Source organism: Alphaproteobacteria bacterium (assembly GCA_040905865.1).
Lineage (GTDB): Bacteria > Pseudomonadota > Alphaproteobacteria > UBA8366.
The window spans coordinates 33,652-56,255 of the sequence record JBBDQU010000011.1 but is presented as its reverse complement, the minus strand read 5'-3'; the positions used below and the strand labels follow the sequence as shown (position 1 = coordinate 56,255).

Sequence of the window (22,604 nt, the reverse complement as noted above, 5' to 3'; positions counted from 1 at the left end):
TGGGAAGATTCAGCCTCCCCGGAGGAGAAGGAGCCGCACGCGGCGTGCCCCGCGATTTACCTCCTCGCCTCCTTGAGGAGGAGAGGATCGAGGTGAGGAGGTGACCGCCCTCGCCGTGAGCGCCGCAAACCAAAAATAGGACTATATATCTAAATTCGCAAAATTGCAATCAAATCCGTACGGCAACCCATGCGATCTCTGATACACTCGTAAAAAATCCGATGAAAGGAACAGGGACAATGCTGGAAACGACCGTCGCGAACAGCCTGCCCAAACCGTTCTGGCTGGCGGAGCCGGAGAAACTCTGGCCGGTCCGGCGCGCCGGCGGCGACGCGCCGATCGAGGCCAGGAAGGACGCGGCGCCGGGCGCGGGTGCGAAAATTGTGCGGGCCGAACCGGGCTGAATTCCGGATGTCGTACTTGATTGCGCAAATCACACAAAGCAGGGTTAGAATGCCCGCAAACCACACACCGAAAGGGAGACAATCTAATGAGCAACCCCCTCGAAGGCGTCGACCTGAAGCTCGACAAGCCGGGGCGCGGCCGGATCTATGACGATATCACCCAGACCATCGGCAACACCCCGCTGGTGCGGCTGAACCGCGTCACGAAGGAAGGCGGCGCGAAAGCCGCCATCCTGGCCAAGCTGGAATTCTTCAACCCGCTGTCGAGCGTCAAGGACCGCATCGGCCTCGGCATGATCGCGGCGGGCGAAGCGGAAGGCCGCTTCAAGCCCGGCGAGACCACCATCGTCGAGCCGACCTCCGGCAATACGGGCATCGCGCTGGCCTTCGTCTGCGCGGCCAAGGGCTATCGCTGCATCCTGACCATGCCGGACAGTTTCTCGGTCGAACGGCGCAAGATGTTCATCCGGCTGGGCGCGGAACTGGTGCTGACCCCGCGCGCCGAAGGCATCAAGGGCGCGATGAAGAAGGCGGACGAGCTTTGCGCCGAAATTCCCGGCGCGGTGCAGGCCGGCCAGTTCGTCAACCCGGCCAACCCGGCGATCCACCGCCAGACCACGGCGGAGGAAATCTGGAACGATACCGGCGGCAAGGTGGACGCGGTCGTCCTGGGCGTCGGCACCGGCGGCACGCTGACCGGCGTCGGCCAGGTGCTGAAGGGGCGCAACAAGGACATCAAAATCATCGCGGTCGAACCGACCCTCAGCCCGGTGCTGTCCGGCGGCACCCATTCGCCGCATGTCATCCAGGGCATCGGCGCGGGGCTGATCCCCGATATCCTCGATACCGACCTGATCGACGAGATCGTCCAGGTCACCAATGAGGAATCGCTCGACATGGCGCGCAGGCTGGCGAAGATGGAAGGGATCGCCGGCGGCATTTCCAGCGGCGCCGCCGTCACCGCCGCGATGAAAATCGCCACGCGCGACGACATGGCGGGCAAGACCGTCGTCACCGTCATCCCCAGCTTCGCGGAACGCTACATGTCCACGGTGCTGTTCGACGATATCGATGTGGGCGATTAGGCCCGGGAATCAGCCCGGGCGCGGCGATCAGGCCCGGGAAACAGCCCGGGCGCGGCGATCAGGCCCGGTTAAACGGCGCACGCAAACAGGGGGGACACCATGCCGGTCAACTACGAAAAACGCGGTCACATCGGCATCGTGACCCTCAGCCGGCCCCAGGCGCGCAACGCCTGGGGGCCGGATTTCTACGCCGGGATCGAGGAATATTTCGCGGCGATGGAAGCCGATGACGATATCCATGTGGCGGTCATCACCGGCGACGATTCCGGCGGCGCGTTTTCCGCCGGGGCCAACCTGAAGGACCCGAACACCCACGCGCATAAATCGACGGCGGATTTCCTCAGGGAACTGCCGAAGCTGCGCAACTCGCCCTTCACCATCCTGCAGAACTTCGCCAAGCCGGTGGTCGGCGCGATCAACGGCTACGCCATCGGCATCGGCTGCATCATCACCTTCTGCTGCGACCTGCTGGTGGCGTCGGAGAAGGCCGAATGGCGGCTGACCCAGGCCTCGCTCGGCATCATCCCGGCCTATGGCGGCACGGCGCGGCTGTCGCGCTGGGTCGGCAAGGGCCAGGCGATGAAACTCGCCATGGGCTTCCCGCTCAAGGCCGAGGAAGCCTTCCGCATCGGCCTCGCCCAGTGGGTCGTACCGCATGAAAAGCTGATGGCGCAGGCGATGGAGGTGGCGGAACACATCGCCAGCCACCCGCCGCTGGCCGCGCGGATGGTCAAGGAATCGCTGCGTAGCGGCCTCGACATCCCGAACATCACCGACGCCTCGCTGGCCGACGCCTACCGCTTCATGGCGCTGGAATTCACCCAGGACCGGGCCGAGGCGCATGACGCCTGGCGGGAGAAGCGGAAGCCGGTGTTCAAGGGGGAGTGATAGATTTTCGGAATAAAAGTATACTAATTATATTTACGGAACGGAAATGTCATTTGCACTCTATTTTCACTATCGAACGAGTTACTAATGAATGATGTAGATAATGAGATAGTAAATGCAGTAGCCGAGGCACTCTTGCAAACCTCAATGGAGCGAGCAAGAAAAGAGGCATCCGAACTAGAGTTTGATATGTCGGATTCTATTCCAGTATTTAGAAAGCTAGTTTCAGAAACGGATACAGGAATTGCAATCATCGCGTCGGCCTATATAGATGAATGTCTTAAAAATTTGTTTATGTTATATGTTAGACACTCAAGCAAAAAATCGCAAAACAGCCTTTTCGAATTTAACGGACCTTTGGGTACATTTAGCTCAAGAATACATACCGCTTCCGCATTTGATTTCATTTCTGAAAAAACCTATCTCAGATTAAACATAATTAGAAAGATTCGCAATGACTTTGCTCACAGGCCTTTTGATTTATCTTTCAATAAAGAAGAAATAAAACAAAGGATAAACGAGATTGATGTTAATCATAAATCTCTTTTAACCAATATTAGAAAAATTAAAGATGCACAAAAAATAACAAAACCGCCGAGCAAATTAACAATGAAAGAGGAATTTTTAATTAGATCTATTTTAACGCTATCTAATATGTCATCTGAAATGATTATCTTTCCAATCGCAAAAGCAAATAGAGTTTCAGCGAGCACAATATTGCGAAATTACGATGATTTACCTGAAAATTTAAAGGATATTAAGAAAAAAACTGCTGCATGCATCTTTGAAATATTTAAAGCAGGAAAAGCTAGGTAGATGTATTAGGCAGCGTCAGGTATTGTTTCGTGCATCGAATATTTTCCCAACTATGATGGCCAACTGGACAAGAAAATTTTACCCCCAAACGCAAACGCCCCGTAAGAATACGGGGCGTTTTTTCGGGTACCTTCTCGGCACCGCCCGATCCAAGACCGGGCCTGAATTTGTTTTACGAGATTATGTCCGCAAGCTGCTTTGGTGGAGTCATTTTCCGAGCCTCCTTTAAGTCAGGTTACATCGCGCAAAAACCGATTCAGACCTCCTTGTTGTTACGGTTTCATCATAGCAGGAATCGCGGCGGCTCGCAATCGAATCGGGGACCATTCCGAGCCGGCGGCGCGGTGGAAACCCGCCCCGTTCAGCCCGCGCCGCCATCGGCGCGCAGAAACAGGTCGTTCTTGCGGAAGGTGTGGTCCGCGCCGCATTCCGGGCATTCCTTCAGGATCGTCTTCCGGGGGTCCGGTTCGTAGGCTTCCAGCGCGTTCCATTCCATGTTCAGGCCGACATAGACCGGCTTGTCGGTGTTGGGACAGTTCATGAATACCTGGGACATCGCACCCTCTACGCTGTTCTCGAAATCGGCCTGGGGCCATGATACATCTGAATCGTCAGGATCCTAACCGCGCGACCCGGCCCCGGCAATGCCGCGCCCCTCGACGCGGCCGGGTTCGGGCGCTAGGCTGTCCGGAAGGCTGGTTTTCGCGACTGGAGGGTTCCCGATGGAAGGTGGCGACAGGCAGATGACGGTCCCCTGCGCGGCGTGCGGGGCGCAGGAGCGCCGGGATGTCGACTGGCTGGCGAACCATGACGTGCTGACCTGCTCCGGCTGCGGAAAGGATATCGACCTCACCCGCAACCCGCTGCGCGGCGAAATCCACCGCATCTGGAACGCTTCGCACAATCTCGGCCCGCCGCGCCGCAACCTGCCGTGACGCCGCGCATCTTGTACATCAGGAACCCGCGGAGCGACGCATGACCGGACCGGCGAAACCGAAATCCGCCCTGTTTTACGATTACCCCCTGTCCAACGGCGTGGTGTATACGCCGGAGGCGCGGGCACGGATCGCGGCGCTGACCGACCCCTATCCCGAAGTCATCAACGCGGGCAATTTCGACGACCACGCGGCGGCGCTGGCCGATGTGGAGATCGTCTTCGCGACCTGGGGGCTGATGCCCTTCGAGGAACGCCATTTCGCCGCCCTGCCGAAGCTGAAGGCGGTGTTCTACGCCGCCGGCAACGTGAAGGCCTTCGCCAGGCCGCTGATCGACCGCGACATCGTCCTGGTCAGCGCCTGGCAGGCGAATGCGATCCCGGTGGCGGAAATGTGCCTGTCGCAGATCCTGCTGTCGCTGCGCGGCTATTTCCGCGCCGTCCGGCAATACCGCGACGTGCATATCACCGCCGCCGCCAGGGCCTTCACGCATCCGGGCGTGAACGGCGCCACCGTCGGGCTGCTGGGCGTCGGCAAGATCGGCACGCGGCTGCGCCGCCTGCTGCGCGATTATCCGCTGCGGGTGATCGCGTACGACCCCTTCCTGACGGCGGAACGCGCCGCCGAACTGGGCATTGAATCCGTCGCGATGGACGCGGTGTTCGAACGCGCCGACGTTGTCTCCAACCATATCCCGGACATCCCCGAGACGCGCGGGGTGCTGACCGAACGGCAGTTCGCCGCGATGCGCAGCGGCGCCACCTTCATCAATACCGGGCGCGGCGCGCAGGTGGTCGAGGAGGACCTGATCCGCGTGCTGCGGGCCCGCACCGACCTCACCGCCCTGCTCGACGTGACCATGCCGGAACCGCCGGTGAACGGCTCGCCGCTCTGGGACCTGCCCAATGTGATCGTCAGCCCCCATGTCGGCGGTACGGTCGGCGACGAATGCCCGCGCCTGTCGGCCCTCGCCCTCGACGAATTCGAGCGCTGGATGCGCGGCGAACCGCTGACCCAGCAGGTCACGGCGGAGGTGCTCGCGACGATGGGCTGACGGGAGGCCGCAAGAAAAAGGGCAACGGGACGCTTCGTCCCGCTGCCCTTGCCGCCGTTGTTACGGCGCAGGGAATTCGGATAGGTCGTTAGCGTGTTTGCCGGGGATTGTTCCGGTTATCCTCCGACGATCCGTCACGCATGTACTCCGGCTGCTGCCGGATCTGGTCCTGCGTCGCATTGACCGCGATACGGAATTCACTCAGGTTTTCGCGGTTGCGGAACACCGAGGTGTGGTCTTCATGGATCGAGATCAGGCGGCTGCCCATGCCCAGTTGTTGGTCAACCGCGACAAGGTAGACTGTTTTGCCGTCCACGACCGTCGTGCCTTCGACTTCTCCGATCGTCCAGTTATGGTAAGAGACCACATCGGCGCCGATGAGATCGTCCGCCGCTACCGGGTTTGTATTCGGCACCCAGTCCGATCCGATGGCTCCGACGGCCTCACCGCCGGCGGCCGGTGCATTCGGGTTGCCGGCCGGGCCGGGCGGATTGAGCGGCTCGGTGTTCATCACGTTTTCCGGCGCCATCCGCTTTTCGCCGGCTACGGGAGCGGCATCACTGCCATCGGCCTGTCCATTCCGGCTGCCGGCCGGGCCGGGAGGATTGAGCGGCTCGGTGTTCATAGGGTTATTCGGCAGCATCCTCTTTTCGCCGGCTACGGGAGCGTTATCCTGGGCGGATACGGGAGCGGCGGCGAGCAGGGCCACCGCGCTCACACCGGCGACAATAATACTACTCAGGGTTTTCATTCTGTATCTCCTTCGATCTCTCTTGTTTCGCAGATCGCCTGGATCGTGCGCCGCCTGAAACCGCGGCCGTCCTGCCATGGGCGGCGGGCCGTTTCAGGAAGTAATACAGAAGTAACGGCCCCGCCGGAGAGAGGTTCCGCAAAAAAGCGGGCGCGTCAGAATGCGGCGAGAAAATCCGCCAGCGCCCGGTTCACCGCGTCCGGCTGGTCGACATTGCAGCCGTGCCGGGCATCTGGAATGACCACATGTTGCGCGCCGGCGATCTTCTTTTCCATATAGGATGCCGCGCCGAGGAAATTGCTGTCCTCCGCGCCGACAATAATCAGCGTCGGCACGGCGATATCCGGCAGGTGCTCCATCACCCGGGAATCCGTATGGGTCAGGATGCCGCGTGCGGCGTTCGCCAGCCCCTTCGCCGACAGATGGGTGCACATGCGGGCTTCAGAGCCGCCGCCCAGCGCGTCCAGCCCCCCGGCCTCCAGCCGGTCGGCCTTCTCGCAGGCGACCGTGTTCCATTTCTCCCGTGCCTCCGCATTGCGGAAGCCGGGGCCGCTGCCCTGAAGAATCAGGCCGATGACCCGCTCCGGGTGGAAACTGTGAAAGCGCAGCGACATGAACCCGCCCAGCGAATGCCCGGCGAGAATCGCCTTTTCGATGCCCAGATGGTCCAGCAGCGCCGCCATGTCGGCGATGACATGTTCGGCGCTGAAACAGGCCATGTCGTCGCGAACCTCGCTCCGCCCGTGCCCGCGCACGTCCCAGCGGATCATGCGGAACATGTCCCCGAACGCCGCGACCTGCCCCTGCCACATCGCCGAACTCGCGCCGTAGCCGTGCGTCATCAGGATGGCGGTGCGGGTATCCCCGGCGGTCCCGTTATCCTCGAAATACAGTTTCGCGCCTTCCCGTTCGAAATATGGCATGTGTCCGGTTCCTCACTATGGTGTTGGCCGTGCACGCTCAACCATGCACGACAATTTCAATTACCGCCGGTCAGCAGGCTACGCCGTGCGTCGAGCCATTCGGACGTACCCTGCCGTAACTCGGTCGATTTGTTCATCCGCTACCCTTGTTCCTCGCCCACCCGCACCAGCCGCTTGCCCAGATTGCCGCCCTGCATCATGTCGATGAAAGCCGCCGGCGTGTTCTCGATCCCCTCCCGGATATCCTCGAAATACACCACGTCGCCGTCCTTCAGCCATTTCGCCATGCGCGGCACGAAATCGTCGTACTGGTCCATGTGGTCGTAGATGGAAAACCGCGTCTTCACCGCGCCGGCCAGCGCGATTTTTTCCAGGTTGCGGGGTTCGCCCCATTCGGCGCTTTCGCCGTCATAGCTGGCGATCTGGCCGCAGACGGCGATGCGGGCGCGCGGGTTGATTCGGTCGATCACCGCTTCCAGCGTCTCGCCGCCGACATTGTCGAAATAGATGTCGATGCCGTCGGGGCAGTGTTCCTCCAGCGCCGCGGCGATGGACGGAACCGTCCTGTAGTTGAACGCCGCGTCGAAGCCGAGCACGCCGGTGACATGGGCGATCTTTTCGTCGCTGCCGGCGCTGCCGACGACCCGGCAGCCCTGCATTCTGGCGATCTGTCCCGCCACCTGCCCGACCGCCCCCGCCGCCGAGGAGACGAAGCAGGTTTCGCCCGGCGACGGCCGGCCGATATCCATGATGCCGACCTGCGCGGTCAGCCCCGGCATGCCGAGCACGGTGATCGCATGCGATATTGGGCCCAGCGACGGATCGACCACGCGCAGCCCCTGCCCGCCCGGCACCCGCGAATACAGCTCCCACCCCATGAAACCCCAGACGTAATCGCCTTCCCTGAAGGCCGGGTTGTTCGAGGTCGCGACCTGCGCCACCGTCCGCGCCGGAATGACCGCGCCCGGGGTGAAGGCCTTGTTCGAATCCGCCTTGAACCGCCCGCGCATATAAGGGTCGCAGGACAGGTGGATATTCCGCACCAGCACATCGCCCGGCCCGGCTTCGGGCATCGGCAGGTCGCGGATTTCGAAGACATCCGGCGTCACCGCGCCGTCGGGCCGCCTCGCGAATATGACACCCTGGTTCTGCATGGCCGTTCCCTTCCTGATCCTGTAGACGCCGACGCGATTATGCTTAGCATATCTCACCAGAGAGCAAACGCTGAGGGACAGGCCATGACACGATTCGCCATCGGACAACCGGTATCCCGCACGGAAGACCCCCGGCTGCTGAAGGGCGGCGGGCGCTACATGGACGATGTCACCCTGCCCCGCCAGACCCATGCGTATTTCCTGCGCTCGCCCCATGCCCATGCGCGGATCGTCTCCATCGACTGCGCGGCGGCGAAGGCGATGCCCGGCGTGCTGCTGGTGCTGACCGGCGCGGATTACGCCGCCGACGGGCTGGGCGCGATCAACTGCGCGGTGCCGAACCTGACGCGGCGCGACGGTTCGCCCATGTACCGCCCGTCGCATCCGGCGATGCAGCCGGACCGGGTGCGGATCGTCGGCGACCCGGTCGCCATCGTCGTCGCCGAAACCCTGCCGCAGGCGCGCGACGCGGCGGAGGCGATCGCGGTCGCATACGACCCCCTGCCCGTCATCGCCGATACCGCGACCGCCGCCAACGGCCAGTCCGGCACGCTGTGGGACGATTGCCCGGAAAACGAGGCGTTCCTGTTCACGGTCGGCGATGAAGCGGCGACAGCGGCGGGCTTCGCCAAAGCCGATCATGTCGTGAAACAGCGCATCCGGATCAACCGGGTCGCCACCGTGTCGATGGAGCCGCGCGGCTGCAACGCCAGCTACGATCCGCTGGCGGATACCTATACGGTCTATGCCGGGGTGCAGCGGACGCACGGGCTGCGCCGGGATCTGGCGGAGAATTTCTTCCACCTGCCCGAACACAGGTTCCGCGTCCATTCCAACGATGTCGGCGGCAGTTTCGGCATGAAGGGCGGCACCTATGTGGAATATCCGCTGGCGCTCTGGGCCTCGCGCAAGCTCGGGCGGCCGGTCAAATGGGCCTGCGACCGTTCGGAATCCTTCGCCAGCGACGAACATGCCCGCGACAACGTCACCGACGCGGAACTGGCGCTCAGCAGGGAGGGCGATTTCCTGGCGCTGCGGGTGAAGACAACGGTCAACCTGGGCGCCTATCTGGCGACGATGGGCCCGCAGCCGGGCATCGGCAATGTCGGCACGCTGGCGGGGGTGTACACGACGCCGGCGATCCATGTCGCGGTCACCGGCGCGTTCACAAACATGAACCCGACCAGCCCCTATCGCGGCGCGGGGCGGCCGGAAGCGGCCTATGTGATCGAGCGGCTGATCGATACCGCCGCGCGCGAGCTGGGTATCGACCGGGTCGAAATCCGTCGCCGCAACATGATTCCCGCCGACGCCTTCCCCTACCAGACCGCGCTGACCTTCAACTATGACAGCGGCGATTTCAAAACCATCCTGGACAAGGCCATCGCCACGGCCGATTACGCCGGGTTCGAGGCGCGGCGGGCGGCGGCGGCGGCGCGCGGCCGGCTGCGCGGCATCGGGTTTTCCTGCACCATCGAACAGGCGGGCGGACGCAATTTCCAGGAGGTCGCGGAACTGCGCTTCGAGCCCTCGGGCAGCGTCACGCTGTATATCGGCACGGTGTCGCACGGCCAGGGACATGACACGATCTACCGCCAGATTCTGAGCGAGCATCTGGGGCTGGAGGCCGAGGATATCCGCGTTGTCGAGGGCGATACGGACCGCGTCACCTTCGGCATCGGCACCTTCGGCTCGCGCTCCACTTCCATGGGCGGGTCGGCCATCGTGCTGGCGGCGGAAAAAATCGCCGCCAAGGGCAAGCGGATCGCCGCGCATATGATGGAAACGTCCGAGGCGGATATCGTCTTCGTCAACGGCACGTTCTCGGTGGCGGGCACCGACCGCGCCGTTTCCATCCGCGATGTCGCGCGCGCCGCCTTCCTGGTCACCGCCCTGCCGAAGGATATCGAGCCGGGCTTCAGCGAGACCGGCACCTTCGTGCCCGAAGTCTCCAATTTTCCCAACGGCACCCATGTCTGCGAGGTGGAAATCGACCCGGATACGGGCCGGGTGACCATGGAGCGCTATGTCGTGGTCGACGATGTCGGCACGGTGATCAACCCGGCCCTGCTGAAGGGCCAGATTCATGGCGGCATCGCCCAGGGCGTGGGGCAGATACTGATGGAGGATATCGCCTATGACCCGCAAAGCGGCCAGTTGCTGACCGGCTCCTTCATGGACTACGCCATGCCGCGCGCGGATGATTTCTGCGATTTCGAGGTGGAGAGCCACCCGGTGCCGACCCCGACCAACCCGCTGGGCGCGAAGGGCGCGGGCGAGGCCGGCACGGTCGGCGCCATGCCCGCCGCCATGAACGCCATCATCGACGCGCTGTCGCCGCTGGGCGTGACCTGTCTCGACCTGCCGACAACGCCGGAACGCATCTGGCGGGCGATCCGGGACGCGAGGAGTTAAGCCGGTAAGGGACAGGTTTGCACGACGCGGGGCACTCGCGCTAAGCTTGCCGCCGATCATTTGCAGCCATGCCGTCGTCATCTGTGGGAGGAAGACCATGAACGTGCTCGCCAGGGAACCCGCCATCAAAGTCCAGAAGGTCAAGGAGCATGTCGGCGCCATCATCACCGGCGTGGACCTGACCAAACCGATGGACAAGGCGACCTTCGACACCGTCTATGACGCGCTGCTGGAAAACGTCGCCGTCGCGATCCGGGGCAATATCCTCACCCCGGCCCAGTACCAGGCCGCGGCCGAACAGTTCGGCGAGCTGATGGAGGACCAGAACCGGCTCTATCTGGTCGACGGGCATCCGCTGATCAGCGTGCTGTCGAACCGGCACAAGGCGTCTGACGGCAAGCCGGCCAAGGTCGCCAACAACGCCACCTGGCATACGGACCACACCAACCAGGAATACCCGCCGAAATTCACCATGCTCTATGCGGTCGAACTGCCGGACAGCGGCGGCGGCACGGGGGTCTGCAACATGCGCGCGGCCTATGAATCTCTTCCGGAAGAAAAGCGCCGGCAGATCGTCGACATGAAGACGGAAAACACGCTGATCAGCAGCGCCCGGATGGAAGGCGCCAATCCGGATATCGTGAAGGCGCAGAAGGAATCGACCAAACCGCCGACGATCCAGCCGCTGGTCCGCACCCATCCGGATACCGGTACAAAGGCGATCTGGTTCCACAAGGCCAAGACCGAACGGATCATCGGTATGGAACCGCAGGAAACCCAGGATTTCCTGGAAGACCTGTTGCAGACGGCGATCAGGCCGGAATTCCACTTCGTGCATGAATGGCGGGTCGGCGACATGCTGATCATCGACAACCGCTCGGCCATGCACAAGGCGGGGTTCAATTTCGACAAGAGCCAGCACCGCCACCTGCACCGCATTCTGGTGCGCGGCGACCGGCCGTCATGAAACGACGCGGTATTTTCCTGACGGGACTGTTTAACGCAACGGGATTCGGGTTATAGTCGGATCATGGCGAACCCATACATCATCTACGCGCTGATCGCGGTCGTGGCGTTGTGCCTGGTGCTGCTGATCGGCGCGTTGCGCGGCCGGAAACGGTCGCGGCGCCGGCAGGACAGGCTTGGCCTCGCCTTCGAACGCGCCCGTATCGTCGCCCGGAGCGGCAGCGGTTTGCAGGGCACGCCCTACAGCATGTACGGCGAATCGTCCTGGTCCAACCACACGAATCTGGACCGCTGATCCGCCGCAGCGTGACGATATGACGTCCCGCAGCGGGGACAGCAAAAAAAAACATAAAAAAGACACAAAAAAAATCACCGCACGCGGGAACCCGCCGGGCGGGAGAGCGTTTCCTCCTTATACACCGCTTGGAGGCGACGATGAGCAGCAAGCAGAAAAACCAAGGCGAAGGCAATCGCGAGGCGGACAAGGATTACCGCTCGAGTACGCGCGACTTCGTGAAATCGGGCAAAGTTTCGGATTCCGCCGAAAAGGCGCGCGATGCCGTCGAGGGCGCCGAACGCGAGGACCTGAAACAGGCAGAGAGAGAGGGCAGGAAGCCGGCGCGCCGATAGGCGAAACGGGCATCGCCGCGAGACCAGGCGTTACGTGATGCCCAGTGAATTTTTGGAATCCCGCTCCAGGCGGTGACGCGCTGTCGGCCCCCTCCGGCCGCGTCGCAGGGGCAGGGTAGGCTGCCTGACCGGCGTCCTTAGCCCAGACTGCCGGTCAGGCGGCCGAAACTTTCGAACAGTTTCAGGTTCTTCGGAACGTCATACGGGGCCTCAAGCAGCGATTCCGCATCCCATTCGCTACGCGCGATATTGAAGAAATCGCCGCCATAGACATGGATGGCGCCGGTGAGGCGCGGAATCGGGTTGGTGACGGAATGGATGATGTCCCTGCCAAGCGGAGACACGTCCCCGCTCGACAGCGCCTTTGCGCCCGCCGCCTCGATCCGGCCGCCCTCCCCGTCGGGGACCCTGCGCCAGAAGACGTTGTCCTCACGCCCCGTATAGATGCCGATCGTGGCCCACATTTCATGGTTATGCGGCATGATCGTCATGTACGGCGCCCAGACCACGTTGATGATTGTCAGGGTTTCCGAGGCGTAGAGCTTCTGTATTTCGCTCTTTTTCGGTTCGCCCACGCCTTTCAGGACCGCGGCGGGATCGGACATTGCCCGCGTCATGACCTCGCGCGCGGCCTTCTGGCCGTCGCTGCCTGCAATCGCGGCCTTGCAATCCTCGATAAACCGGTCCGTATCGAACATCCGACCTTCCTCCATTCACCTTACATTCAGTATATCCTATATGTTGTAATCGGGAATTGCACTGGCGCAAGCCCCTCCCGGGCGATATCAAACCGGCAACCGCACAGAACCGAAGGGCGCATCAGCGATGCCGCGCAATCCCCGCCATTCCCTCGCCCGCACGCTGCTGCTGACCATTACCGCCATGCTGGCTTTTGCCGCCAATTCGGTGCTGTGCCGGCTGGCGCTGGGTTCGGGGCTCATCGACGCAGCGGGCTTTACCAGTATCCGGGTGGCCTCCGGCGCGCTGACACTGGGCCTGATTTTGCTGCTGCGCCCGGGACGACATGACCGCGTCACCGCGAACTGGCAGACCGCCGCGATGCTGTTCACCTACATGATCTTCTTTTCCTTCGCCTATCTGTCGCTCAGCACGGGCACCGGGGCGCTGATTCTTTTCGGGGCGGTCCAGTTGACGATGTTCTTCGCGGCGATTCGCGGCGGCGAGCATTTTTCATCCCTGTCCTGGGCGGGACTTCTTTTGGCCATCGGCGGACTGGTCTATCTGGTCCTGCCGGGCGTCACGGCGCCGGACCCGCTGGGCGCGGTGCTGATGGCCGTCGCCGGGATCGCCTGGGGGTTCTATTCGCTGCTGGGCCGTGGCACCCCGGATCCGCTGCAGGCGACGGCGAAAAATTTCCTCCTCGCCCTGCCCCTCGTTCTGATCGTCAACCTGTTCTTCCTGGACGGGCTCCACATCTCCGTGGAGGGTGCCGCGCTGGCGGCCGCCTCGGGCGCCCTCGCCTCCGGCTGCGGCTACGCCATCTGGTATGCGGCGCTGCCGAGGCTGACGGCGATGCGGGCCGCGACAATCCAGCTGGCGGTTCCCGCCATTGCGGCGTTCTTCGGGGTCGTCCTGCTGTCGGAAGACATCACCCTGCGGCTGTTGCTCGCCTCGGCCGCGACGCTGGGCGGCGTCGTCATCGTCCTGATGCAGCGCGCGGCCAAACCGTGACCTGTTATATCACTTTAAATTAAAAGCAAATTCACGTGTTAACCGGAATCACCCGGGTGATTCCGGTTAATCACGATTTGCTTTAGCGTTTACCCACCTTTGCCAGGTGCTCCGACGCCCTGAAATAGGGCAGGTTGTCCCGCGGCGAACAGCCGATGACCGCCAGCCGCTCGGCAATGCGGATCGCCTTCTGATACTTGCGCTCGTTTTCGTCCGGGGTATGGGTCTGGAAGACCGTGCCGCACAGCGATATTCCATAATGCGCCTGCAGGGTCCGCACCTCCCGCCCCGCCAGCATCGCGTCGGCCAGGATGCCCAGCCTGAACTCACCCTGCTTCACGATCTGGATATTGTTTTCCACCAGATAGCCGCGAATCTTCGCCTCGGCCTCCAGCGCCGCATTCCAGTATTCGGATTCGGTCTGGGTCGGTTCGGCGGATACCTGCTGGAAGGCCATGCAGAAGGCCAGGAAAACCTGCTCCTTGCCGTTCGCCGTGTTCCAGGCGGAACGGCCGAGGCTGCTCCAGATCGACAGGTCCATTTCCTCGAAAACCTTCGGCACGCGCTCGAAGAACAGCCGGTGCAGGCTGCTTTCGTTCAGCGTGTTGTCGAGTTTCTGTTCCTTGTAGATATCGGTCGCCGCATAGACGCCGCAGACCGGGCAGGTATCGTCCTTGTAGGCGTTCTTCCGGTATATATGCGAACAGCGGACCCGGTTCGGCAGTTCGTTCTTGCACAGCAAATAGACATCGCCGCTGTTCTCGCCATCCTGCTGCAGCCCGATCCAGTTGAAGCGGTTCATGAACTGCAGATAGGAGCGCCGGTGGCTCCACAGGCTCCATTCCAGCTTTTCCACGGGCCCGAAGGTGCTCCAGTTGGAGCTGACATCGATGACCACGCATTTTTCCTTGCCCGGCGCCGAACGCAGACCGCGCCCGACCGACTGGCCCCACAGCACCTTCGACAGGGTCGGCCGCAGGTGGACGATGATATTGCAATGGGGGTTGTCCCAGCCTTCCGCGAGCACGCCCACGGAGACCATCGCCTCGACCTCGCCATTTTCATGGCTCTCCAGCAGCCGCATCCGCTCGTTGATCGGCGTCTGCGCCGTGACGATAGCGGCCTTGACGCCCGTGGCCTCGATCGCTTCCAGGGTCGCCTCCGCGACACTGACATCGGCGCAGAACCAGGCGGAAACCGGGTTTTTCAGCTTCGCGCGCTCCTCGCCATAGCTCCAGATCGCATAATCGATCATCGACGATTTGATGATCGCCGGCGCCAGCTTCGCGACCGGAAAATCGCCCGAGCTGATATCGATATTGCCAAGGTTCAGGTCATGCACGAAATGCGGCCGGTAGACCGGCTGCACCAGCACGCCTTCCGCAATCAGGTCCTCGATATTGGCGCAGTCGATGATCGCCTCGAAGGCGAGATTGAGCTGGTCGCGCTGGTCGCCGGTGCGGCGCTCCGGCGAGGCTGTCAACCCGATGAACTGCGCCGTTTCCTTGCCGTTCTCCGCGAAATCGTCGATGATCCGCTTGTAACCCCGGCCGTTCGGCGATACCCGGTGCGCCTCGTCGACGATGATCAGGTCGGCCTTGGGAATGGCGTCCGCCAGCACGTCCCTGGCCCGCATGTTGGTTGACAGCAGGATGTCGTAATCCTCGAAGGCCGGGCCCGTATCGGAAACCTGGAGCTTGCGGACACTGTGTTTCCGGCCCAGCGCCTTTTCAAGCTGCTCCAGCAGCACAAGGCGATGGCACAGCACGACAATCTTCTTGTCCTTGTAGAACCGTTCGACGATCTCGCTCGCGAGAACGGTCTTGCCGGCGCCCGTCGGCGCTTTCAGGATGAACCGGCGGTGCTGTTTTATTATATCGGGAAAGTCATCGACGATTTTTTGTTGCCAGGTTCTTAATTGCATCAGGTGCCTTTACCAGAGAACGGATTGCCACGGACGCCACAGGGCCGCAGCCGGGTCGGCCTTATGAACAAGACCTGAAGTGGAAATTCAGCGCATTACGGTTTTTGAAAAGCGGTCTTTCGTTATACAGGACAACGGATTAACGTCCAGTCCTGTTTTACGGATCCCGTCACGGATTGCAGACCGCATCGATCAGCGGACCGACATCCGCCAGACTGTCCAGCTTCCCGCAAAGGACGATGACCCCGGCAACCATATCGGCATTCAGGCTCCCCGAGGCAAGGGCGCGGAATTTCGCCGTCAGGTCCGCGTCGGACACCGGGTTCTGCAGGCTGCCGCGGCGATGGCGCTCCTCATGCGAAAAGCGGCGGCCGTCGACCGTTTCCACGCTCAGCCGCGCCATATGCCGGAACGCCCGGCCCAGGCCGTCGATTTCGGGGTCCACCGCCGCCTCGATCCGGGCGATGAAATCGAACACCGCCGGGTCGGCGATTCGCGCCGCGTCGAATTGCTCCACGAAGGCGGCGCCGTCCAGCGCGATCATCGCCAGGCCGTAATACAGGTTCATCTGCGCCGCGGTGACGCTTTGCGCCTCATAGGGCCAGGCGCAGTGCACATAGGTCGCCTTGCTGGTGCCGACGCGGATCTTCGCGATGTCGCCCGCCGCGAGGCCGTTGTCCCGCATGATCACCGCCAGGGAATCGAGCGCCGCATGGATGCTGGTCACCGTCGCATAGGGCTTGAAGCCGGTCTCGTCCGCCTCCCAATGCGTGCCAAGTCCTTCGGCGATCCGGCTCATATCCACATTTCCGGCAAAGGATGACAGGAATCCGCCATATTCCGCCTCGACGAGGTTGGAGATACCGGTAAACCCGTTCCGCGCCAGCAGCACCGCCCGCACACCGGCCTGCGCCGCGTTGCCGGAATGCAGGCGCTTGACCATCGCCCCTTCCTGCGCCGCCATCAACCCGGCACCGAGCGATCCGGCGATGCCGATGGCGTTCCGCATGCCCGCCGCGTCCAAGCCAAAGATATGCCCGGCGGTGACGGCGGCGGCGATGGCGCCGCCGGTGCCCTGCGGGTGGAAACCGCGCAGCAGCAGGTCGGTCCCGCCGGCCATGCCGACGCGCGTCGCGACCTCGTAGCCCGCGACCATCGCGGTTACCACATCACGCCCCGACGCGCCGCCCCGCGCCTCCGCACTGTTCAGCGCCACCGGCACGCAGATCGAATTGGGGTGGATGATCGAATCGCGGTGGATATCGTCCAGTTCGAAGGCATGGCCCGCCGTGGCGTTGACCAGCGCCGCCGCCGCCAGCGGCACCCGGTCGCCGGTCGCGATCAGCCGCGCCTCCGGCGCGCCGCCCTCCGCCCGCACCAGGTCCGCCACCATCCGGGTCCAGGGCAGGGTCGCGCCGACCAGGCAGCAGCCCAGCCCATCCAGCATCGCCATCCGCATATGCGCGACAAGCCGGTCGGGCAGGTCCTCGAATTTCAGGTTCGCCGCGAATGCCGCGAGGGTTTCGGTAATCGCCGGCGCCGCGGCGCTGCTGTCCTGCATTCGATCTAGTCCTTCACCACCCGCAACACCGCCTTCAACTCCTTGGCGACGTTATTGTACTGTTTCAGCGCCAGGATCAGTTCCGTGCGCGAGACGCTGCCCAGTTCGAACCTGCTCTTCCAGGGTTCCTCCAGCGTCACCTCGGATTCCACGATGTCGAAATCCACCCCGGCGATCATGGCCAGCGGCGTATTGGCGTTGCCGGCGGCGATCCATTCCTCGCAGTTCCTGCGCGAAAACATCGACAGCCCCTCCAGCGTCACCGCGCGGACATGGGTTGCGTCATGCAGGAAGTCGTCATGGCGGGGATGCGGAACGACGATGGTGATTCGGGCATCCGGCCGGCAGACCCGGTACATTTCCCGCAAAACGGAAAAATATACCGCCGTCGTCGCGCCGAGATGCTCGAGAACATGGCGCATGACGATTTCATCGACCGACGAATCCGCCCAGGGCCAGGGCGTCTGTTCGAGGTCGTGCACGATATCCGGCGCGCAATGTTCGCTGCGGTCGACATTCACGTAACCCGTGCTTTTGTTGAAGCCGCAGCCCAAATTCAGTCGCATCCGCCCCGTCCCGTTTCCGTATAATCCGGCAACCGCCAAACGCCCGCGACCATCGCAGTTTCGCCGTATGGCGGCAAATTCAATTTCAGGGAGCGGTTGACCTTGTCCGGCAATCGGTTAAATTCCATAAAAGTTCTCTTTTTGTTCCTGTTGACACTCTCCGCATTTAGTAAGCAAGGTCATGACAAATACAAGATATAGTGTTTCATCCACAAACAATCCTATACACAGCTGTGGACAGGAGGGGTATTTGGTCGAGGTAACGGACGGGTTGACGCGGGATTCCACCTATGTGGATAACTTTGCGGCGGAGGATGATTACGATCCCGCCGGCGCCAGCAACAATAGCGAAGCGATCGGGAACTGCGTCGCGCCGGATGATGAATCCGACATGTCGGCGGAACTGCATGGCGATATCGCCCAGAACGAGCGCGGCATTTCCGTGCGGATGGACCGGTCGCGCGACGACAATCTGACCCTGTTCGGCAAGGAAACGCTGAAAGATCGCTATCTGTTGCCGGATGAAAGCTTCCAGGACCTGTTCGCCCGCGTCGCCATGCATTTCGCGGATGACAGCGCCCATGCGCAACGGTTGTACGACTATATCTCCAACCTGTGGTTCATGCCCTCCACCCCGGTGCTGTCCAATGGCGGCACCAGGCGGGGCCTGCCGATTTCCTGCTTCCTGAACGAGGCCAGCGACAGCCTGGGCGGCATCCTGGGCCTGTGGAGCGAGAATGTCTGGCTGGCGGCGCGCGGCGGCGGAATCGGCAGCTACTGGGGCAACCTGCGCTCGATCGGCGAAAAGGTCGGGCTGAACGGCAAGACCTCCGGCGTCGTTCCCTTCATCCGGGTGATGGATTCGCTGACCCTGGCGATCAGCCAGGGATCGTTGCGCCGGGGCAGCGCCGCCGTCTACCTGCCGCTCAGCCATCCGGAAATCGAGGAATTCATCGAACTGCGCCGCCCCACCGGCGGCGACCCGAACCGCAAGGCGCCGAACCTGCATCACGGCGTGCTGGTGCCCGACGCCTTCATGCGCGCGGTCGAGGCGGACGAGGAATGGGCGCTGACCAGCCCGAAGGACGATTCGGTGCTGCGCCGGGTGAAGGCGCGCGATTTGTGGATTCGCCTGCTGACCGCGCGAATCGAGACCGGCGAGCCGTATCTGGTCTATATCGACCATGTGAACCGCGCGATCCCGGAACACCACAAGCTGGCCGGACTGCATGTGAAAACCTCCAACCTGTGTTCGGAAATCACCCTGCCGACCGGCACCGACCGATTCGGCCGGGAGCGCACGGCGGTGTGCTGCCTCTCCTCGCTCAATGTCGAGAAGTACGCCGAATGGGAGGACGACCCGCAGTTCATCGAGGACGTGATGCGCTTCCTCGACAACGCCCTGCAGGATTTCATCGACCAGGCCCCGCCGGAATTCAGGAACGCGACCTATGCGGCGATGCGCGAACGCTCGGTCGGACTCGGCGTCATGGGCTTCCACTCCTTCATGCAGGCCAACGGCATTCCGCTGGAGGGGGTCATGGCCAATGTCTGGAACCGGCGCATGTTCAGGCATATCCGCGAGCAGGCCGATGCGGCTTCGGTAAAGCTGGCGCGGGAACGCGGCGCCTGCCCCGACGCGGCGGATTACGGTATCGAGGAACGTTTTTCCAACAAGCTGTCGCTCGCGCCGACCGCGTCGATCTCGATCATCTGCGGCGGGACATCGCCGGGTATCGAACCCATCGCCGCCAACAGCTTCACCCACAAGACGCTGTCCGGCTCCTTCACTGTCCGTAACAGGCATTTGAAAGAACTGCTTGCGAGCAAAGGGAAAAACGACGACGAGACCTGGTCGTCGATTGTCTCCCATGAGGGCTCGGTCCAGCATCTGGATTTCCTGACCGATCTGGAAAAGGACGTCTACAAGACCGCCTTCGAGCTCGACCAGCGCTGGCTGATCGACCTGGCGGCGGATCGCGCCCCCCATGTCTGCCAGGCGCAGTCGCTGAACGTCTTCCTGTCGGCGGATATCCACAAGCGGGACCTGCACCAGATTCATTTCCAGGCCTGGAAGAAGGGCGTGAAGAGCCTCTATTACTGCCGCTCCAAGTCGATGCAGCGCTCCGAATCGGTCGCCATTACCGGCGCCGGCGCCGTCACCTCGCTGCCGCATCTGGGACGGGTCAACAGCGAGGACCAGCCGGTCATTGCCGAAAGCAACGATTACGAGGAATGCCTGTCCTGCCAGTAGGGCGAAAAGGCGAGAATAAATAAAGGTACAGGGAATCCATCATGTCGCTTCTCGACGCGCGCACCGTTTACAAGCCGTTCCAGTATCCCTGGGCGTATGACGCCTGGCTGATGCAGCAGCGCAGCCACTGGCTGCCGGAGGAAGTGCCGCTGGCCGACGACGTCAAGGACTGGCGGCGGAACCTGAACGATTCGGAACGCAACCTGCTGACGCAGATCTTCCGGTTCTTCACCCAGGCGGATGTCGAGGTGAACAACTGCTACATGAAGCATTACGCCCAGGTCTTCAAACCGACCGAAGTGCAGATGATGCTGTCCGCGTTCTCGAATATCGAGACGATCCATATCTCCGCCTACAGCCATCTGCTGGACACGCTCGGCATCCCCGAAGCGGAATACCAGGCTTTCCTCAAATACAAGGCGATGAAGGACAAATACGACTACATGCAGCAATGGGGCGTCGGCAGCCCGGAAGACATCGCCAAGACGCTGGCGGTGTTCGGCGCCTTCACCGAAGGGTTGCAACTGTTCGCCTCCTTCGCGATCCTGCTCAACTTTCCGCGCTTCAACAAGATGAAGGGCATGGGCCAGATCGTTACCTGGTCGGTGCGGGACGAATCGCTGCACACCAATTCGATCATCCGCCTGTTCCGCACCTTCATCGACGAGAACCCGCAGGTCTGGAATCCGGACATGCAGCGCGAACTCTACCGCGCCTGCGACACCATCGTCGGCCATGAGGACGCCTTCATCGACCTCGCCTTCGAGATGGGCGCGGTCGAGGGGCTGACCGGCGACGAGGTGAAACAGTATATCCGCTATATCGCCGACCGCCGGCTGACCCAGATCGGCCTGCAGCCGATCTACAAGACGGCGCGCAACCCCCTGCCCTGGCTGGAGGAAATGCTGAACGGGGTCGAACACGCCAATTTCTTCGAGAACCGCTCCACCGAATACTCCCGCGCCGCGACCCGGGGCAGCTGGGACGAAGCCTTCGATTAGATTTATTCGCGGAACATGAAGATCGTGAAGTCATGCGGCAGGTAGTCATGCCGCATCAGGATCTGCGAGCTCAGCCCGCGGCAGAAATCCAGCGTCTTCAGCGGGTCCGCGCGGAAAAAATGGCCTTGCGACCCCGATAGGTCCCACGAGGACAGGCTGTTGAACGCCACGCCCTTGCGGCATGAGGCGTACATCGCGGCGATCATCCGGTGCATGAAGTCCTGGTCGCCGAGGTGAAAAATGCCGCTCGACATCACATAATCGGCGACGTAGTGGGTTTTCGGGTCGAGCAGGTCCGCGCGCTCGAAGCGGAAGCCCGGATGGGCGTTGCGCGCCCGTTCGACCATTTCGGGCAGCAGGTCGATCCCGATGTAATCTCCCCGGAAATCGCGTTTCGCCAGCCAGCCGGCGAAATGGCCGATTCCGCAACCGACATCGAGCAGCGAGACTTCTGAAATGTCGTCGATGCCGGCCAGGATGCTGAACCGGGCCTGATGGTTGCCCGCATGCTGGAAATCCACGACGAGGTTGGTGTCGCCGTGCTTCGCCAGCAGCGGCAGGTAATGCGCCCGCACGCGCGACTCATGCTCCTTAGGGTCCAGTCTTGTCTCATCCGCCATCGTCGTGCCGCCCTGTCTGTCCGCGGGATTATTTTTATCAGTCACGTCGCCGCAAACCCTAGCACGGCGGGCGCACCGGCAAAAACCCGGCCGCCGCCGAATGGGATGACGCGCGCGCTGCTGTCGGGTAGTTTTGCGGCAGGGCGGATGACCGGCCGGAAGACGCAACGCCATGAACGGAACAGCGCATGACCGATTACAGTACACTCCTTCCCGCCATCGTCGCCGCCGCCCATGACGCCGGCGCAACGATCATGGCGGTCTATGCGACGGATTTCTCCGTCGACCGGAAAGAGGATGATTCGCCGGTGACCGAGGCCGACACCCGGGCCGAAGCGATCATCATCCCGGCCCTGCAGGCGCTGACGCCGGAATATCCGGTTGTCGCGGAGGAAGCCGCGTCGCGCGGCGAAATGCCGAAAATCGGCGATGCCCCGTTCTGGCTGGTCGACCCGCTGGACGGCACCAAGGAGTTCCTCAACCGCAACGGCGAATTCACGGTCAATATCGCGCTTGTCGTCAACCGTGTTCCGGTCCTGGGCGTGATCTATGCGCCGGCGCTGGGCGTGACCTATGCCGGTGTTGTCGGCGTCGGCGCGACACGCACGGCCGATGGCGCGGCCGCCACGCCCATCGCCATCCGCGACGTACCCGATGCGGGCGTTACCGTGCTGGCCAGCCGGCGGCACGGCGACAGGGATACGCTGGAAGCCTTCCTGAAGGGGCGGCCGCTGGCGGGGATCAGGAATGCGGGGAGTTCGCTGAAATTCTGCCTGCTGGCCGCGGGCGAAGCGGATGTCTATCCGCGCTTCGGACCCACGATGGAATGGGACACCGCCGCCGGGCACGCCATCCTGCTGGCCGCCGGCGGCCGGGTGACGACGGAGGACGGCGAACCGCTGCTCTATGGCAAGGATCCGCTGCTGAATCCGTCGTTCATCGCCTGGGGGAACCTCACGTGACGC

Annotated in this window: 23 protein-coding genes; 14 read left to right on the top strand and 9 right to left on the bottom strand. The window is 62.4% G+C overall.

What is annotated here, in order from left to right; all coding sequences use genetic code 11:
- Positions 1-239 precede the first annotated feature (239 nt).
- From WD767_03180 to WD767_03165, 4 genes are all read left to right on the top strand, one after another.
- On the top strand, positions 240-404 hold the full coding sequence (locus tag WD767_03180) for a hypothetical protein (protein MEX2615078.1): 165 nt from the start codon (positions 240-242) through the stop codon (positions 402-404).
- Between the two features lie 86 nt (positions 405-490).
- Positions 491-1,489: a cysteine synthase A gene (gene cysK / locus WD767_03175; protein MEX2615077.1), complete on the top strand. Its 999-nt coding sequence runs from the start codon at positions 491-493 to the stop codon at positions 1,487-1,489.
- A gap of 99 nt (positions 1,490-1,588) precedes the next feature.
- Complete coding sequence (locus tag WD767_03170; protein MEX2615076.1) at positions 1,589-2,377, top strand: enoyl-CoA hydratase/isomerase family protein; 789 nt, start codon at positions 1,589-1,591, stop codon at positions 2,375-2,377.
- Between the two features lie 87 nt (positions 2,378-2,464).
- On the top strand, positions 2,465-3,193 hold the full coding sequence (locus tag WD767_03165; protein ID MEX2615075.1) for an MltR family transcriptional regulator: 729 nt from the start codon (positions 2,465-2,467) through the stop codon (positions 3,191-3,193).
- 361 nt (positions 3,194-3,554) lie between these two features.
- On the opposite strand, the gene WD767_03160 is transcribed toward WD767_03165, so the two are convergent.
- Positions 3,555-3,749 carry a hypothetical protein gene (locus WD767_03160; GenBank protein ID MEX2615074.1) on the bottom strand — a complete coding sequence of 65 codons (195 nt, stop codon included), beginning with the start codon at positions 3,747-3,749 and terminating at the stop codon, positions 3,555-3,557.
- Between the two features lie 166 nt (positions 3,750-3,915).
- On the opposite strand from WD767_03160, the gene WD767_03155 reads away from it, so the two are divergent.
- Both WD767_03155 and WD767_03150 read left to right on the top strand, forming a co-directional pair.
- A complete protein-coding gene (locus WD767_03155; GenBank protein ID MEX2615073.1) occupies positions 3,916-4,128 on the top strand; it encodes a hypothetical protein in 213 nt (70 codons plus the stop codon).
- 40 nt (positions 4,129-4,168) lie between these two features.
- Entirely contained in the window at positions 4,169-5,182 is a 1,014-nt protein-coding gene (locus WD767_03150) for a hydroxyacid dehydrogenase (protein ID MEX2615072.1), read from the top strand.
- A gap of 88 nt (positions 5,183-5,270) precedes the next feature.
- On the opposite strand, the gene WD767_03145 is transcribed toward WD767_03150, so the two are convergent.
- The 3 genes from WD767_03145 to WD767_03135 all read right to left on the bottom strand — a co-directional run bounded on the left by WD767_03145 (position 5,271) and on the right by WD767_03135 (position 8,010).
- The gene (locus tag WD767_03145; protein ID MEX2615071.1) at positions 5,271-5,933 is read right to left on the bottom strand and encodes a hypothetical protein; all 663 of its coding nucleotides are present in this window, start codon (positions 5,931-5,933) and stop codon (positions 5,271-5,273) included.
- Between the two features lie 155 nt (positions 5,934-6,088).
- Entirely contained in the window at positions 6,089-6,856 is a 768-nt protein-coding gene (locus WD767_03140) for an alpha/beta fold hydrolase (GenBank protein ID MEX2615070.1), read from the bottom strand.
- Positions 6,857-6,996: 140 nt separating this feature from the next.
- Positions 6,997-8,010 (bottom strand): NADP-dependent oxidoreductase, encoded by a 1,014-nt coding sequence (locus tag WD767_03135; GenBank protein ID MEX2615069.1) that lies wholly within the window; start codon positions 8,008-8,010, stop codon positions 6,997-6,999.
- 84 nt (positions 8,011-8,094) lie between these two features.
- On the opposite strand from WD767_03135, the gene WD767_03130 reads away from it, so the two are divergent.
- From WD767_03130 to WD767_03115, 4 genes are all read left to right on the top strand, one after another.
- A complete protein-coding gene (locus tag WD767_03130) occupies positions 8,095-10,425 on the top strand; it encodes a xanthine dehydrogenase family protein molybdopterin-binding subunit (protein MEX2615068.1) in 2,331 nt (776 codons plus the stop codon).
- Between the two features lie 97 nt (positions 10,426-10,522).
- Positions 10,523-11,392, top strand: a complete 870-nt coding sequence (locus WD767_03125) for a TauD/TfdA family dioxygenase (protein ID MEX2615067.1) — start codon at positions 10,523-10,525, stop codon at positions 11,390-11,392.
- Positions 11,393-11,455: 63 nt separating this feature from the next.
- On the top strand, positions 11,456-11,686 hold the full coding sequence (locus WD767_03120; protein ID MEX2615066.1) for a hypothetical protein: 231 nt from the start codon (positions 11,456-11,458) through the stop codon (positions 11,684-11,686).
- 140 nt (positions 11,687-11,826) lie between these two features.
- Entirely contained in the window at positions 11,827-12,021 is a 195-nt protein-coding gene (locus WD767_03115; GenBank protein ID MEX2615065.1) for a hypothetical protein, read from the top strand.
- 137 nt (positions 12,022-12,158) lie between these two features.
- On the opposite strand, the gene WD767_03110 is transcribed toward WD767_03115, so the two are convergent.
- Complete coding sequence (locus tag WD767_03110; GenBank protein ID MEX2615064.1) at positions 12,159-12,719, bottom strand: hypothetical protein; 561 nt, start codon at positions 12,717-12,719, stop codon at positions 12,159-12,161.
- 127 nt (positions 12,720-12,846) lie between these two features.
- Here WD767_03110 and WD767_03105 point away from each other — a divergent pair, with 127 nt between their 5' ends.
- Positions 12,847-13,713, top strand: a complete 867-nt coding sequence (locus WD767_03105) for a DMT family transporter (GenBank protein MEX2615063.1) — start codon at positions 12,847-12,849, stop codon at positions 13,711-13,713.
- 82 nt (positions 13,714-13,795) lie between these two features.
- On the opposite strand, the gene WD767_03100 is transcribed toward WD767_03105, so the two are convergent.
- The 3 genes from WD767_03100 to WD767_03090 form a co-directional block, all read right to left on the bottom strand.
- Positions 13,796-15,637 (bottom strand): DEAD/DEAH box helicase, encoded by a 1,842-nt coding sequence (locus WD767_03100; GenBank protein ID MEX2615062.1) that lies wholly within the window; start codon positions 15,635-15,637, stop codon positions 13,796-13,798.
- A 169-nt stretch (positions 15,638-15,806) separates the two neighbouring features.
- Positions 15,807-17,198, bottom strand: coding sequence for an MmgE/PrpD family protein (locus WD767_03095; GenBank protein ID MEX2615061.1), 1,392 nt, complete (start codon positions 17,196-17,198; stop codon positions 15,807-15,809).
- A gap of 5 nt (positions 17,199-17,203) precedes the next feature.
- Positions 17,204-17,764, bottom strand: a complete 561-nt coding sequence (locus WD767_03090; protein ID MEX2615060.1) for a methyltransferase domain-containing protein — start codon at positions 17,762-17,764, stop codon at positions 17,204-17,206.
- A 391-nt stretch (positions 17,765-18,155) separates the two neighbouring features.
- Here WD767_03090 and WD767_03085 point away from each other — a divergent pair, with 391 nt between their 5' ends.
- Both WD767_03085 and WD767_03080 read left to right on the top strand, forming a co-directional pair.
- Entirely contained in the window at positions 18,156-20,018 is a 1,863-nt protein-coding gene (locus WD767_03085) for a ribonucleoside-diphosphate reductase subunit alpha (GenBank protein MEX2615059.1), read from the top strand.
- Between the two features lie 41 nt (positions 20,019-20,059).
- Entirely contained in the window at positions 20,060-21,019 is a 960-nt protein-coding gene (locus tag WD767_03080; protein ID MEX2615058.1) for a ribonucleotide-diphosphate reductase subunit beta, read from the top strand.
- A 2-nt stretch (positions 21,020-21,021) separates the two neighbouring features.
- Here WD767_03080 and WD767_03075 read toward each other — a convergent pair whose 3' ends face one another.
- Positions 21,022-21,684 carry a class I SAM-dependent methyltransferase gene (locus WD767_03075; GenBank protein MEX2615057.1) on the bottom strand — a complete coding sequence of 221 codons (663 nt, stop codon included), beginning with the start codon at positions 21,682-21,684 and terminating at the stop codon, positions 21,022-21,024.
- 143 nt (positions 21,685-21,827) lie between these two features.
- On the opposite strand from WD767_03075, the gene cysQ reads away from it, so the two are divergent.
- On the top strand, positions 21,828-22,601 hold the full coding sequence (gene cysQ, locus WD767_03070; protein MEX2615056.1) for a 3'(2'),5'-bisphosphate nucleotidase CysQ: 774 nt from the start codon (positions 21,828-21,830) through the stop codon (positions 22,599-22,601).
- Positions 22,602-22,604 lie beyond the last annotated feature (3 nt).